At 40.5% G+C, this 14,887-nt stretch carries 15 protein-coding genes and 1 pseudogene; 7 read left to right on the forward strand and 9 right to left on the reverse strand.

All coding sequences use genetic code 11. From position 1 onward, the window contains the following. Positions 1-89: 89 nt before the first annotated feature. From PAN07_RS06280 to PAN07_RS06290, 3 genes are all read left to right on the forward strand, one after another. Positions 90-1,076 (forward strand): rhodanese-related sulfurtransferase, encoded by a 987-nt coding sequence (locus tag PAN07_RS06280; RefSeq protein ID WP_084862700.1) that lies wholly within the window; start codon positions 90-92, stop codon positions 1,074-1,076. 121 nt (positions 1,077-1,197) lie between these two features. Further along, positions 1,198-2,058, forward strand: a complete 861-nt coding sequence (locus tag PAN07_RS06285; RefSeq protein WP_084862702.1) for a DUF4299 family protein — start codon at positions 1,198-1,200, stop codon at positions 2,056-2,058. A 74-nt stretch (positions 2,059-2,132) separates the two neighbouring features. Further along, positions 2,133-2,285, forward strand: a complete 153-nt coding sequence (locus tag PAN07_RS06290; protein WP_084862703.1) for a hypothetical protein — start codon at positions 2,133-2,135, stop codon at positions 2,283-2,285. Here PAN07_RS06290 and PAN07_RS06295 read toward each other — a convergent pair. From PAN07_RS06295 to PAN07_RS06315, 5 genes are all read right to left on the reverse strand, one after another. Beyond that, a complete protein-coding gene (locus tag PAN07_RS06295; protein ID WP_084862705.1) occupies positions 2,282-3,346 on the reverse strand; it encodes a DUF6574 domain-containing protein in 1,065 nt (354 codons plus the stop codon). The genes PAN07_RS06290 and PAN07_RS06295 overlap by 4 nt on opposite strands. A 62-nt stretch (positions 3,347-3,408) precedes the next feature. Next, positions 3,409-4,359, reverse strand: a complete 951-nt coding sequence (locus PAN07_RS06300) for a DUF4097 family beta strand repeat-containing protein (protein ID WP_084862707.1) — start codon at positions 4,357-4,359, stop codon at positions 3,409-3,411. Next, entirely contained in the window at positions 4,352-4,945 is a 594-nt protein-coding gene (locus tag PAN07_RS06305) for a DUF1700 domain-containing protein (RefSeq protein ID WP_084862708.1), read from the reverse strand. Before PAN07_RS06305 ends, PAN07_RS06300 begins: the two co-directional genes overlap by 8 nt. Further along, the gene (locus PAN07_RS06310) at positions 4,932-5,258 is read right to left on the reverse strand and encodes a PadR family transcriptional regulator (protein WP_000273858.1); all 327 of its coding nucleotides are present in this window, start codon (positions 5,256-5,258) and stop codon (positions 4,932-4,934) included. Before PAN07_RS06310 ends, PAN07_RS06305 begins: the two co-directional genes overlap by 14 nt. Before the next feature lie 138 nt (positions 5,259-5,396). After that, positions 5,397-6,563, reverse strand: a complete 1,167-nt coding sequence (locus PAN07_RS06315; protein ID WP_084862711.1) for an MFS transporter — start codon at positions 6,561-6,563, stop codon at positions 5,397-5,399. A 150-nt stretch (positions 6,564-6,713) separates the two neighbouring features. Here PAN07_RS06315 and PAN07_RS06320 point away from each other — a divergent pair. Beyond that, a pseudogene (locus tag PAN07_RS06320) lies at positions 6,714-7,765 on the forward strand (glycosyltransferase family 2 protein). Positions 7,766-7,818: 53 nt separating this feature from the next. Next, positions 7,819-9,669, forward strand: a complete 1,851-nt coding sequence (locus tag PAN07_RS06325; RefSeq protein ID WP_084862713.1) for a nucleoside-diphosphate sugar epimerase/dehydratase — start codon at positions 7,819-7,821, stop codon at positions 9,667-9,669. Between the two features lie 216 nt (positions 9,670-9,885). Here the strand turns inward: PAN07_RS06325 and PAN07_RS06330 are convergent, their stop codons facing one another. Genes PAN07_RS06330 through sdaAB form a run of 3 tightly spaced genes read right to left on the reverse strand, consistent with a single transcriptional unit; the run spans position 9,886 to position 12,092 of the window. Then, on the reverse strand, positions 9,886-10,518 hold the full coding sequence (locus PAN07_RS06330; RefSeq protein ID WP_078238069.1) for an HAD hydrolase-like protein: 633 nt from the start codon (positions 10,516-10,518) through the stop codon (positions 9,886-9,888). Positions 10,519-10,539: 21 nt separating this feature from the next. Beyond that, positions 10,540-11,412, reverse strand: a complete 873-nt coding sequence (sdaAA, locus tag PAN07_RS06335; protein ID WP_000500041.1) for an L-serine ammonia-lyase, iron-sulfur-dependent, subunit alpha — start codon at positions 11,410-11,412, stop codon at positions 10,540-10,542. Between the two features lie 8 nt (positions 11,413-11,420). Beyond that, positions 11,421-12,092 (reverse strand): L-serine ammonia-lyase, iron-sulfur-dependent subunit beta, encoded by a 672-nt coding sequence (gene sdaAB, locus PAN07_RS06340; protein ID WP_000838909.1) that lies wholly within the window; start codon positions 12,090-12,092, stop codon positions 11,421-11,423. 239 nt (positions 12,093-12,331) lie between these two features. Here sdaAB and PAN07_RS06345 point away from each other — a divergent pair, with 239 nt between their 5' ends. Further along, positions 12,332-12,982 (forward strand): LysM domain-containing protein, encoded by a 651-nt coding sequence (locus tag PAN07_RS06345; protein WP_000843470.1) that lies wholly within the window; start codon positions 12,332-12,334, stop codon positions 12,980-12,982. Positions 12,983-13,033: 51 nt separating this feature from the next. On the opposite strand, the gene PAN07_RS06350 is transcribed toward PAN07_RS06345, so the two are convergent. Continuing rightward, positions 13,034-13,897, reverse strand: coding sequence for a helix-turn-helix transcriptional regulator (locus PAN07_RS06350; RefSeq protein WP_269797497.1), 864 nt, complete (start codon positions 13,895-13,897; stop codon positions 13,034-13,036). A gap of 322 nt (positions 13,898-14,219) precedes the next feature. Between PAN07_RS06350 and PAN07_RS06355 the strand changes: the two genes are divergently transcribed. Further along, positions 14,220-14,807 (forward strand): hypothetical protein, encoded by a 588-nt coding sequence (locus PAN07_RS06355; protein WP_269797498.1) that lies wholly within the window; start codon positions 14,220-14,222, stop codon positions 14,805-14,807. Positions 14,808-14,887: the final 80 nt, after the last annotated feature.

The following is a 14,887-nucleotide window of genomic DNA, read 5'->3' on the forward strand; positions in this document are numbered from 1 at the left end:
TAAATTGCATTCGTTTTCTCAAGCAGGTATACTAGTATAGTTAGATGAAAAATTCTGAAAATTTAAGAATAGAAAAGAGAACAAATCTTATGGCAAAAGATATTCGTGTCTTACTTTACTACCTTTATACTCCAATTGAAAATGCAGAGCAATTTGCTGCAGACCACTTGGCTTTCTGTAAATCAATCGGCCTTAAAGGCCGTATCCTAGTCGCTGACGAGGGAATTAACGGAACAGTTTCAGGGGATTATGAAACAACTCAAAAATACATGGACTATGTTCACAGCCTCCCAGGTATGGAAGACCTCTGGTTCAAGATTGACGAAGAAAGTGAACAAGCCTTCAAGAAGATGTTTGTTCGCTACAAGAAAGAGATTGTCCACCTTGGTTTGGAAGACAACGACTTTGACAATGACATCAACCCACTTGAAACAACAGGTGCTTACTTGTCTCCAAAAGAGTTCAAAGAAGCTCTTCTTGACGAAGATACAGTTGTCCTTGACACACGTAACGATTATGAGTACGACCTAGGACACTTCCGTGGGGCTATTCGCCCAGATATCCGCAACTTCCGTGAGTTGCCACAATGGGTCCGTGATAACAAGGAAAAATTCATGGACAAGCGTGTCGTGGTTTACTGTACAGGTGGGGTTCGCTGTGAGAAATTCTCAGGCTGGATGGTCCGTGAAGGCTACAAAGATGTCGGCCAATTGCACGGAGGAATCGCAACTTACGGTAAAGACCCAGAAGTCCAAGGTGAGCTTTGGGATGGGAAAATGTACGTCTTTGACGAGCGTATCGCAGTCGATGTCAACCATGTCAACCCAACCATCGTAGGGAAAGACTGGTTTGATGGAACACCATGTGAACGTTATGTCAACTGTGGAAATCCATTCTGTAACCGTCGTATCTTGACATCAGAAGAAAATGAAGACAAGTACCTTCGTGGATGTTCACACGAGTGTCGTGTTCACCCACGTAACCGCTATGTTTCAGAACATGAATTGACACAAGCTGAAGTTATCGAGCGCCTAGCCGCTATCGGTGAAAGCTTGGACCAAGTAGCTACTGTATAAGATTAAACAGTCCTTAGGGGCTGTTTTTCTATGCTTTTTACTCAAAAATCTAAAGTTTGTTTCTGTATCTTTCAGGAAAATAAGGTATACTATATGTAAACGATTTCAAAGGAGTTCAGTTATGACGAAAACATTTTTTATTCCAAATAAACAGAGCATTTTAGGAGAACAGGAAATTTTGACTGCCAAGTCGCTCTTGGCCTTGGTAGATGGTTTGGAGTCACATAGCTATGATACTGTCTATCTCCGTCAGCCTCTTAATCGTCTCGAGTATATCGAGTGTGCGATAGTGGGGCAATCACAATTCCTTTTTAAGGTCAGTTATGCTGATGGTCAAAAGGCTTACCGTGTCGATCTTCCTGACCTACTCACGAAGACAGACTGGCAGATTATCAAATCATTTTTAGATGCTCTGCTTGCTTATACAGGAACTGAGATTGAAGGACTAGATGGTTTTGATTTTGAAGCTTATTTCCAAGCAAGTATTCAAACTCATATTGCAGACGCTGCAGCTCGTTTTACGATTTGTCAAGGAATCTTTAATCCTGTTTTCTTTAGTCATGAGGACTTGAAGAGCTTTTTAGAGGCAGATGGCTTGGCTCAGTTTGAAGCACGTGTACGTGCGGTTCAAGAGACAGATGCCTACTTTGCAAGAGTTTCCTTCTATCAGGATGGAGAAGGACAAGTTCACGGTGTTTACCATCTGGCTCAAGGAGTCAAGACAGTATTACCGAGAGAACCATTTGTTCCTGCAGCCTATATTGAGCAATTGGTGGATAAGGAAGTCCAGTGGGAAATTGACTTGGTTCAAATCACAGGAGATGGCTCTAAACCAGAAGACTATGAAGCCATTGCTCGCTTGGACTATGCAAAATTCCTAGAGTCACTACCATCAGCATCTTACCACCAACTAGACGCCAATCAATTAGAAATCCAACCCATCTTAGAAAAAGATTTTAAAGCATTAGCACAAGAAAAGTAAAGTAGAAGCAGGTCAATCGACTTGCTTTTTTGACATAGAAAAAATCCTGCCATGGAAGACAGGATTGCTACTCAATGAAAATCAAAGAGCAAACTAGGAAGCTAGCCGCAGGCTGCTCAAAACACTGTTTTGAGGTTGTAGATGAAACTGACGAAGTCAGTAACCATACATACGGTAAGGAGAAGCTGACGTGGTTTGAAGAGATTTTCGAAGAGTATGAAGTTTAAAGAAAGGCCAAGATACGAAGATAATCCCCAATCAGTGCTACTTCAGCTACAAAGAAGAGGAGGATAATCACTCCGTTCACAAGGACAGACAAGAATAATTGATAGAAGGAGTCGGTTTCACTGGCTTGACTTGGTCTTGTAATGATATGGAGACTGGCAAGCAGAATGATTCCAATGCTAATCACACACAAGAGGGCTGTAAATCGTAGGCTGTCAAAGAAGGCAAAGAAACTAGCAATAGCAGTGAGGATGATTGGAATGGCTAAGAGTTGACTATATTGTTGGAGAACATTTTCTAGCGTCCAGTCCTTTTCTTGGTAGATAAATCGTCTCACAACGAAACTGCCCAAGAGGAATGAAAAGAAGAAGAGCGTTGTTGCTACTAGGATAGAGATAATCGAAAAGAGATTTAATGAAGCAAATTGTTCAGGGAAGTGATTATGCATAGTTGCTATATGTCCATAGTAAGCATGTTTGATGTGGTAGATACTAAAGAAAAAGGAAGATGCAGAAAACAGAATGAGCAAAAGAAAGGCTGTGTAACTGTGTGTGCTACTTGTTTCAAGACTGCTTGTAGGAGATTTGATTGCTTCCACTAGCCAAGACCAAAAATCAAGCGCTTGCTCTTTCCATCTATCCGTAGATTTTGGAGCTTGGTCGGGGATATAGGGACTTTCTAAGGATTGACTGATAAGAAGGGGCTCTTTCGTGGTTGGTTTTTGCTGAGGAAGTGCTTCTTGACTCTCTTCAGCTATAGTGACTTTTTCTGTTTCTTTAGAAAGGTCTGGCTCTTCTTCAGTAGAATTGGATGCTTTCTTTTCTTCTATTTCTGTTCTCGTTTCACCGTCTTCAGGCGTTTCAATTGTCTCTTTTTGCTGGCTTTCCAGTTTGACTTCAGCTTGAGAGACTTCCTCCTCTACTTGAGTATTTTTTTCAATTGGTGTATCGAGATCGGCTATCGTTTCTTCAGTCTTGTCTGCAACCTCTTGAGCTTGCTCTTCAGGTTTGTTCTTGCTTGTTGTTTTTACAAAATCATTACTTTCAAACCATTCTTGTTTCATGGTAGAACCTCCTTTTTAGTTAGATAAATATGCTTCCATAGTAGCAGATGTAAGCGCTTTTGTCAACGATTTCTAGAAGAAGACTCGTGTTCCTCTGATTTGAGTAGATAGATATCCTGTTCTGCTCTGGCGATGAGTTGATCTTTTGCATCTGCTTTTTCTGTCTTATAAGGATTGCTTAATCGTTCATCTTTGTTTTTTTCGTTTTTAAACGAACGCCTTCCTTCTCTTAAAAAATGAAGAATAGAACCATGTTTTGTTGAAAGATCTAAGTTGATTCTTTGTTTTTCTTCTTCGGAAAGTAGCAGTTGTAGGTCTGTTTTCGCCACCAATTCCACCTTGCCGTGAACTTGGATATTTTCAGCGTGGAAGTGATGTTCTGTTGACTCTAGCTGACTATCTGTAAGGTCTGTATCAAAGATATTAATAATATTTGGTGTTGTGAGTTTACTGTTTTTGATACGACTTCCTTCAATTCGGAGGAGATAGCTATTATTGGTATTGATGGTCGCATTTTCAAGACTAGCATTAGTGATACTGGTTTGACCGCGATTTGCTGAGATGTTGATCCCTTTTAGACTTCTTCCTTTTGGAACTTGGAGAATAACTTCATTAAAACGACTAGAGTAGCTACTTGCGATATGGAGAATCCCGCCAATTCCAGAAGAGAGCAATGGACTTTCAGACAGTTTCTTATCAGTGAGGCTTAGAGTTTTGTCGTTTTGATTTGTGACAAGATCATGGTTAGCAGAAATAGATGGATGATAAGAAATGTGGATTTGATCATCGAAAGAGTCTGTGATGGTGAGCGCGTGTTGGTGGAGCGTAATATCTAGGTTTTCGACTTCCTTGCCAAAGGTCAGCTCTTCCATCTGACTATCATAGACAGGTTCCTTGGACATGGCAAGTAGGCTCTTGATTCCGTCAGATTGGATGCCTACAAAGAGCAGGATAAATCCGATAACGGTAGTCACCACACCAAAAATGAGAAATCCTTTTGTCAATTTACGCATGCTGGTCACCTCTCTTTCCTTTTTTGAGAACAAATTGCACCAGGCGAACAATGAGTAGACCGAAGAAGCGAGCTACATAGGAAATACCTAGTAAGACTAGTGAAGAAGCACCGATAGCCAGTAAACCAGCACCAAAAATCAAGATAAAGGCTGATTTAGCTTGGGCTAAGACAGTGAAACTTTCAACTAAAAATAGGAATCCGCCGATGATACCAAGTATGGAAACCGCAAAGAAAGCCAAGATGACAGTCAAGGCTGCCACAAGGATTGCGAACAGGGTCACGAGGATGGCGATTCCCAGAGGAATACCGATAGGGGCTGCAAGGAGAGCTAACAAGGCGATATGCAAAATTTGTCGGTTATTCTTTTGAGCGGGTGCTTCATTGATTTTTTTATCGAGAAGATTGGAGAGAACTTCGTGGGCCGCTTCTTTGGGAGTTCCCAAGCTAGCGATGAGTTTTTCTTCTCCTTCGACTCCAGCATCGTCAAAGAGTTCCCTGAAATAGTCCATGGCTTCAATTTGGTCAGCCTGAGGCAGTTTTTTGAGATAGAGTTCTAGCTGAGTCAGGTATTCAGTTCTTGTCATGGCGGATACTCCCTTCTATGATGCCATTAATGGTGTCTGTATAGAGTGCCCATTCATCTTTCAGGGTCACGAGCTGTTCTATACCACCATTTGTCAAGGAGTAGTATTTGCGCATGCGACCTTGGAACTCTCTAGAATAGGTTGTCAGAAAGCTATTGCCTTCCAATTTTTTTAGGATAGGATAGAGTGTAGATTCTTTGATATTAGCGATCAGCTTAATGGTCTGGCTAATCTCATAACCATAAGAATCATCCTGCTCCAGTACGGCCAAGATGAGAAATTCAATCAAGGCAGAGGATGTTGGAAAGTACATGGGAAACCTCCTTTTCTAATGTGTAAGATTTTTATATATAATTTTTCTACACATACATTGTACATCTAAATGAAAGCCCTGTCAAGAGAAATGTGTAAAATTTTTATATATAAAAAACTTCTAGGAAAAACTAGAAGTTTAGAGGATTTTATCAGCTCTGTCCACTGTAAAGAGGGCCACAGTCATCAGGATATCGACGAGCAAGAGGGCCGCTACAGCTGGTACCCATGAGTGGAAAAGGTCAAAACTGTAACCAAAGAGGGTTGGCCCAAAGGCTGCTAGGATATAGCCTCCTGTTTGAGATAAGCCAGACAATTGGGCAGTCTTTTCAGGGGCGCTTGTCTTGAGTGAAAAGTTGACCATGAGATAAGGGAAGAGGGCGCTGGTTGCGGTTCCGATGAGGAGATGGATGGCAAGCCAGTAAATGAAATTATTGAACGGGAAAAAGAGCATGGAAATGCCGACCACACCAGCTAGTGAGACCAAAGTGAGCATGAGTTGACGGTTGCGAGTAGATAAACTAGTTGTCAGGCTTGGGATGGTCATTGAAAAAGGAATGCTAATCAGAGAGAAGATAGAGGTCAGCAAGCCAGCTTCGTGACTGGATAGGCCTGCATGGATAGCCATGGTAGGTAGCCAGGTCATAGCGGTGTAAAAGAGTAAGGATTGAAAACCTGCAAAGACAATAACTGCCCAGACCTGTTTATTATGCATGACCTTTGTTTTGCTTTTTTGTTTGGTTTGTGGAGCCAGTCTGTGATTATAGCGGTGATTTGGGAGCCATACTAAAAAAGTTGCTAGACAGAGCAGGGTGAGGAGGATGATAAGTCCTTTCCAAGAACTGGCTTGTGTAATAGGCACAGCCAGATAGGAGGCCAGAGCCGTTGCAATCCCCATAGAGGTTACATATAAGGTGGTCAGAAAACCAATTTTCTTGGGTTGATTGGCTTGGATAAGACTAGGAAGCAGAACATTGATGACTGCGATGCTTGCCCCAACCATCAAGGTTCCTAGATAGAGCAAGGGCAGATTGATTAGTCGAATGAGAGAACCGATAGTCAAGAAGAAAAGGCTGTAGGTGAAGAGATGCTCCAAGCCGATTTTCTGAGCCAGTCGGGTAGAAAATAGCGAGAAGAGAGTAAACATGAGGAGGGGAAGGCTGGTCAAGACACCAAGCGAACTAACTTCTACTCCCAGCCCTTGCGAAATATCTCCCAAAATAATGGGTAAAACAGTAAAAGGAGTCCGCAAGGAAACACCAATCAGGATAATACCTGGAACAAAAAAGAGTGATTGCTTTTTCATATATTACCTCTTCTAGCTGATTTTAATAACAGCTTATTTTAAGGTTTTTTCCTTATAATGTCAAGTAAGGTTTTGGGCTTTCAAGATAAAAATGGGAAAGTCTTGAAAATTATGATAAAATAGTGGAAGGAAAAATTCAGGAGAGTAGTAGTGACTCAAAATGTTGAAAGTCTTCTCGTATCCATTGTAATCAGTGCATACAATGAAGAAAAATATCTGCCTGGTCTAATTGAAGACTTAAAAAATCAAACCTATCCTAAAGAAAATATTGAAATTCTATTTATAAATGCTATGTCTGCAGATGGGACAACAGCCATCATTCAGCAATTTATAAAAGAAGACACAGAGTTTAACTCAATCAGATTGTATAACAATCCTAAGAAAAATCAAGCTAGTGGTTTTAACCTGGGAGTTAAACATTCTGTAGGGGACCTTATTTTAAAAATTGATGCTCATTCAAAAGTTACTGAGAGTTTTGTAATGAATAATGTGGCTGTTATTCAACAAGGTGAATCAGTCTGTGGGGGACCTAGACCGACGATTGTTGAAGGAAAGGGAAAATGGGCAGAGACCTTGCATCTTGTTGAGGAAAATATGTTTGGCAGTAGCATTGCCAATTATCGAAAGAGTTCCGAGGATAGATATGTTTCTTCTATTTTTCATGGGATGTATAAACGAGAGGTTTTCCAGAAGGTTGGTTTAGTAAATGAGCAACTTGGCCGAACTGAAGATAATGATATTCATTATAGAATTCGAGAACATGGTTATAAAATCCGCTATAGCCCAAGTATTCTATCTTATCAGTATATTCGACCAACATTCAAGAAAATGCTGCATCAAAAGTATTCAAATGGTTTGTGGATTGGCTTGACAAGTCATGTTCAGCCTAAGTGTTTATCATTATTTCACTATGTTCCTTGTTTATTTGTTTTGAGTCTTGTGTTTAGTCTAGCATTGTTACCGATCACATTCGTATTCATAACTTTACAATTAGGTGCCTATTTTCTACTTTTGTCATTACTCACTTTGCTGACTTTATTAAAACATAAAAATGGATTTCTAATTGTGATGCCCTTTCTTTTATTTTCCATTCACTGTGCTTATGGCCTTGGAACGATTGTAGGTTTGATTAGAGGATTTAAATGGAAGAAAGAGTACAAGGGAACAGTAATTTATTTGGAAAAATAAGCCAAATAAATTAAAATGTGCTACAATAACAATATAGTAAAACTCTTTTAAGGAGGAGTAAATTTCTATGAATAAAAAACTCACAGATTATGTGATTGATCTGGTGGAAATTTTAAATAAACAACAAAAACAGGTTTTCTGGGGAATATTTGATATTTTGAGTATGGTGGTTTCCATCATTGTATCTTATATTTTATTCTACGGATTGATTAATCCAGCACCTGTTGACTACATTATATATACAAGTTTGGCCTTCCTGTTCTATCAATTGATGATTGGATTTTGGGGGTTGAACGCTAGTATCAGTCGTTACAGCAAGATTACGGATTTCATGAAAATCTTTTTTGGTGTGACTGCTAGCAGTATCTTGTCATATAGTATCTGCTATGCCTTCTTGCCCCTCTTCTCTATCCGTTTTATCTTCCTCTTTATCTTGTTGAGTACTTTCTTGATTTTATTGCCACGGATTACTTGGCAGTTAATCTACTCCAAACGCAAAAAGGGAAGTGGTGATGGAGAACACCGTCGGACTTTCTTGATTGGTGCCGGTGATGGTGGAGCTCTCTTTATGGATAGTTACCAACATCCAACTAGTGAATTAGAACTTGTCGGTATTTTGGATAAGGATTCTAAGAAAAAGGGCCAAAAACTTGGTGGAATTCCTGTTTTGGGTTCATATGATGATCTGCCTGAATTAGCCAAACGCCATCAAATCGAGCGTGTCATCGTTGCGATTCCGTCGCTTGACCCGTCAGAATATGAACGTATCTTGCAGATGTGTAATAAGCTGGGTGTCAAATGTTACAAGATGCCTAAGGTTGAAACCGTTGTTCAGGGACTTCACCAAGCAGGTGGAGGATTCCAGAAGATTGATATCACAGACCTTTTGGGCCGTCAGGAAATTCGTCTTGATGAATCGCGTCTGGGCGCAGAACTGACAGGTAAGACAATCTTGGTTACAGGTGCTGGTGGCTCAATCGGTTCTGAAATCTGTCGACAAGTTAGCCGTTTCAATCCTGAACGCATTGTTTTGCTCGGTCATGGGGAAAACTCAATCTACCTTGTTTATCATGAATTGATTCGCAAGTTCCAAGGGATTGATTATGTACCAGTTATTGCGGATATTCAAGACTATGACCGCTTGTTGCAAGTCTTTGAGCAGTACAAGCCAGCTATTGTTTATCATGCGGCTGCCCATAAGCACGTTCCTATGATGGAGCGCAATCCAAAAGAAGCCTTTAAAAACAATATCCGTGGAACTTACAACGTTGCTAAGGCTGTTGATGAAGCCAAAGTACCTAAGATGGTTATGATTTCGACAGATAAGGCGGTTAATCCACCAAATGTTATGGGAGCAACCAAGCGCGTGGCTGAGTTGATTGTCACTGGCTTTAACCAACGTAGCCAATCGACCTACTGTGCAGTTCGTTTTGGAAATGTTCTTGGTAGCCGTGGTAGTGTCATTCCAGTCTTTGAACGTCAGATTGCTGAAGGCGGTCCTGTAACGGTGACAGATTTCCGCATGACCCGTTACTTTATGACTATTCCAGAAGCTAGCCGTTTGGTTATTCACGCTGGTGCTTATGCCAAGGATGGGGAAGTCTTTATCCTTGATATGGGTAAACCAGTCAAGATTTATGACTTGGCCAAGAAAATGGTCCTTCTAAGTGGCCACACCGAAAGCGAAATTCCAATCGTTGAAGTTGGAATCCGCCCAGGCGAAAAACTTTACGAAGAACTCTTGGTATCAACCGAACTTGTTGATAACCAAGTTATGGATAAGATTTTCGTTGGTAAGGTTAATGTCATGCCTCTAGAAGCCATCGATCAAAAGATTGAAGAGTTCCGCACTCTTAGTGGAGATGAGTTGAAGCAAGCCATTATTGCCTTTGCCAATCAAACAACCCACGTTGAATAAAAAAGAAAAACGCATATTATCAGGTCTTGAAAAACCTTGGTAATATGCGTTTTGTTATGTGTAAACTTGCTTCATTTTATTCTGATACTCAATAAAAATCAAAGAGCAAACTAGGAGGCTAGCCGAAGGTTACTCAAAGCACAGCGTTGAGGTTACAGAGAAAACTAACGTGGTTCGAAGAGTATGAAATTGAGTATTTGCCCAGTCTCCGTTATATTATTGAAAATACTCCAAAACTTCTATGGGTTTGTGGGCGATATAATCAGGCTGATAGTTTAGCAAGTCTGCTTGCTCTCCAAATCCCCAAGTGACGGCCAATTTCTGAATGCCTGTTTCTTGAGCTCCCATCATATCAAACTTGGTATCTCCGATGATGATGGCCTGTTCTGGTGCTAGTTGATGTGTATGTAAGGCTTGGCGAATGACATCTGCCTTATGAGGTGCTTCAGGGCTGGAGCCATAAATGCCATCAAAGAAATGATGGATTCCCAAGTTTTTAGTCATATCTTGAGCGGTAGGGGTATTCTTTGTAGTGGTGATATAAAGAGGATATTTGCTTGATAGCTCCTTAAGCAAGACTACAATCTGAGGAAAGAGTTGAGCTTCATGGATGCCTTTCTCCTTATAGTAAGAACGGTATATCTGAACTGCCTCAGAGATTAGTTCTTTGGGAAGGCAGGTCGCAAAACTACTTTCGAGGGGTGGTCCCATAAAACCACGAATCGTTTTGGTATCAGGACTAGGCACCCCCAGCTCCTTAAAGGTATGGGCAAAGGCATTGTGAATCCCGATAGAACTGTCAACGAGGGTTCCGTCCAGATCGAAAAAGATCGCTGTGATAGAGGTCATGGTTTCTCCTATTTGATAAACTTATTCTCCGAAAATTTCTTTTTGGAGGCGACGACCAGTAGGGGTGGCAGCGAGACCACCTTCAGCTGTTTCACGGAAGGCAGTTGGCATGCTTGCTCCTACTTGGTACATGGCATCGATAACTTCATCCACAGGAATTTTAGATTCGATACCTGCCAAGGCCATGTCTGCTGCGATGAAGGCAAAGCTAGCTCCCATAGCATTGCGCTTGACGCAGGGAACTTCGACCAAGCCGGCAACAGGGTCACAGATGAGGCCTAGCATATTTTTAATGACAAAGGCAATGGCCTGACTGGCCTGATAAGGTGTTCCACCGGCAGCTAGAGTCAAGGCTGCAGCACTCATAGCAGAGGCCGAACCAACCTCGGCCTGACAGCCACCTTCAGCCCCTGAGATAGAGGCATTGTTTGCGATGACTAGTCCAAAGGCACCAGCAGCAAAGAGGAAATCCAGCTGTTGCTCGTGGCTGAGGTCTAATTTTTCAATAGCAGCTGTTAGAACTGAGGGCAGACAGCCAGCACTTCCTGCGGTCGGAGTGGCACAAACCAAGCCCATTTTAGCATTGTGTTCATTGACTGCAATGGCATTTCGGGCAGCAGAGAGAATCGTGTAATCTGACAGAGTTTTTCCGTTTTTGATGTAGTGATCCAATTTGGCAGCATCTCCACCTGTCAGGCCACTACGAGATTTATTTTCATTGAGGCCAAGTTGGACAGAGGCTTTCATGACTTCCAGATTGCGTTCCATGAGAAGGAAGACTTCTTCACGTTCGCGACCGGTCAATTCAAACTCTGTTGTAATCATGAGTTCTGCGACATTTCCTTGAAAGTCCAGATCTGCTTGCTCGACCAATTCTTTGATAGAATAAAACATGCTTCCTCCTATTTAAAGAAATTGACATTGTGGAGATGAGGGATTTTTCGAATTTCTTCGATGGCCTCATCACAGTTGCGACTGTCAACTTCGATAATCATAATGGCTTTTTCACCAGCTTTTTCACGAGTAACATTCATCTGGGCGATATTGATATCATAGCGGGAAAGTGCCTCTGTTACGAGGGCAATCATACCTGGAATATCTTGATGAACAATGATGATAGTCGGTGTATTCATATTGAGAGAGACGGCAAAGCCATTGAGTTCGGTTACCTGAATATTTCCTCCACCGATAGAAATACCAGTCACACTGATGGTCTTGTGAGCATTTTTGACGGTAATTTTAGTGGTGTTTGGATGAGGAGCATTACTGTCTTTCTGAATGGTCCAGACAATCTTGATGCCACGCTTGTGGGCAATTTCCAGGCTGTTTGGGATTTCAGGATCATCTGTATCCATGCCCAAAATACCTGCAACAAGGGCTAGGTCTGTTCCGTGACCACGATAGGTTTTGGCAAATGAGTTAAATAGTTGGAATTCGACTTCTGTCGGAGTATCATCAAAAATGGAAGAGACAATCTTCCCAATACGAACAGCACCAGCTGTATGGCTACTAGATGGGCCAATCATAACTGGTCCGATGATATCAAAGACAGATTGAAAACGAAGTGATTTCATCAGTTTCCCCTTATAAAAATTCTTATCTCTATTATATCAAAGAATGAAGGTCTTGGCTTTAATTGTGGATGAAAACCTTTTTACACTACAAATAGCATAAAAAAGCATCTTTTGTAACAAAAAATGGCTTATTTAGAGAAATAAAAAATAATTTTGTAATATTTCTACATAAAAGTGTCAAGAAACGGTAATATTTAAAGGGTATGATAGAACTATAGAAAGAAGGAGAATTTTCAAATATGAAATCAACAACTAAAAAGATTAAAACAACTCTTGCAGGAGTAGCTGCCTTGTTTGCAGTATTTGCTCCATCATTTGTATCTGCTCAAGAATCATCAACTTACACTGTTAAAGAAGGTGATACACTTTCAGAAATCGCTGAAACTCACAACACAACTGTTGAGAAATTGGCAGAAAACAACCACATCGACAACGTTCATTTGATTTATGTTGGTCAAGAGTTGGTTATCGATGGTCCTGTAGCACCTGTTGCAACACCAGCGCCAGCTACTTATGCGGCACCAGCTGCTCAAGATGAAACTGTTTCAGCTCCAGTAGCAGAAACTACAGAAGTAGTAGAAGAAGCAGCACCAGCTGCAAGCGCTCCTGTAGCAGAAGAAACTGTTGCTGCAGCAGAAACTTCAGCACCAGCTGCAACTGTAAGTGGATCTGAAGCAGAAGCTAAAGAATGGATCGCTCAAAAAGAATCAGGTGGTAGCTATACAGCTACAAACGGCCAATACATTGGACGTTACCAATTGACAGATTCATACTTGAACGGTGACTACTCAGCTGAAAACCAAGAACGTGTAGCAGATGCTTACGTTGCAGGACGTTACGGTTCATGGTCAGCTGCTAAAAACTTCTGGCTTAACAACGGCTGGTATTAAGAAATAATGAACAGAATAATTTGAAAAAGTCGAGGAAATCCCTCGACTTTTTTATATTTCTTTCGGTTGATAATAGATCTCCACTTCTTTTTTGAGAAAGGCTAGAATGGAAGTTTCATCGGTCAGCTCTAGAAGGGAGAACCCTTTTTGGATAAGTTTAGCATCATCCCTACAAATCCCAATACGGACATAGCAGATAGCAAGCATATCGTAGCTTTTCTTGTTCTTGGCATCCTCTAGTAAAGTATAGCAGATTTGTTGACACATGTTTTTGTCTTGATGGTATAAGTAAATGGTGGAAAGGTTGAGTAGGATTGCCATTCGTAAGTCATATAAATGTTGGTAGTTTTTATAGACTTCCAAGCGTTGCAGGATTTTTCCAGTGATGAGATGGAGGTGTTCAATAGGAAAGCTGAAAAGGATGGTATTGAGGATTTTTAGGTCACTTTCATACCATGTATCTTGTTTTTCAATTTTTTCCCAAAGTTTTTTGACAGTTTGTTTCACTTGGTCTGACAGTTGCTCTGTACCATGTTGGCGAATATGAATGACAACTTCCAGCATATCCCTGATTTCTTCTATAGGCAGGTCGTGATGGGTCTTGAGATAGTTTTGGCATGTTTCAAAAAAATGAACTAGACCACTGCCACCAATGATGGAATTCATATTGAGATAAGTTTGCATGATTTCTGTCCGTTGGCTCGGCTGATAGAGATGGCAGATGTAGTCAAATTCTTCAAAACTCATATTCATTTGCCGAAGAAGAAAATCCATATTTTCATATTTAGGAGTTGCCTTACCACTTTCAATCTTTGATAGGCTGGTTCTTGATAGGACATCTCCGCAGACCTCTTCTTGGGTTAATCCTTTTGACTCACGTATTTCTTTATAGACCTTTCCAAAATCATAACGCATGATTTTCTCCTTTTAGTGAAAAAAGTTAACAAACAATAAAATCCTATTAAAAATATTGTATCATAGTAATATAAAAAGTAAAAAAGAAAGCTAAAATAAGTTTGGTGTAATTTTAATATGGGGTTAATGAGTACTATGATGTAGCTAGAAAAGGGGTGGAAAAATGTTTAAAAATAAGGAACTTTTTCGAGTAGTCATGATATTTGTGATAGGAATTATCCTAATTTTAATGACACCCGTCTTATTTAAAGTTATGATGGACCTATTTTCAAAATAAATAGGCTTCTGTTTTAGGCAGAGGTGTGAATCAGGAGGTTAAGCGATGAACTACAATTTAAAATATCTTTTATCAGGAATATTTGTCCTAGTCTTTATAGGTTTCCTAGTCTGGATGCGTTATGTTAATCAGAGGAAGGAAGAAGAGCATTCGGATGTGTCTTTTGAAGCGAGGTTAGATAGTGAAGTCAAGACCTTGTATAAACAACTAGGATTGGGTGAGGAGCCTCATTATTTCTTAGCCTATCGCTACCTACATCCTTGGTTTGATTTGGCGATTTTACCACCAACAGTTGAAATTTTCTTAACTAAAATAGCGCTGGTGATGGTAACTCCAGATGAACTGCTGATAAGAAATCTTGGAAATGGGATGACTTTCACAAGTGAGCATCATCGTGATTTGCGACAAGGACTTATCGGTATTCCCAAATCAGAGATAAAAGAATTTGAGATTCGCAACTGGAAAAGAGCTTTTGTATTTGGAGACTTTTTGACGATTAAAACAAGCCAACATAGCTATTATTTGCAGGTCAGAGATGATGGACTTCAAAAGGGAAGTCTTTCCGCCAAACATTTCTCCGACTTGAAACGACAAGATTTTTTAGGATTATTGACAGATAAAAGGACATTTTGATAGACAATTGCCCCAAAAATGGAATCTCTGAATGTTCAACAATTCAAAAACCACACAGTATCCCTTTCAATTTGATTATG

It is taken from the genome of Streptococcus sp. SM5 (assembly GCF_027497975.1).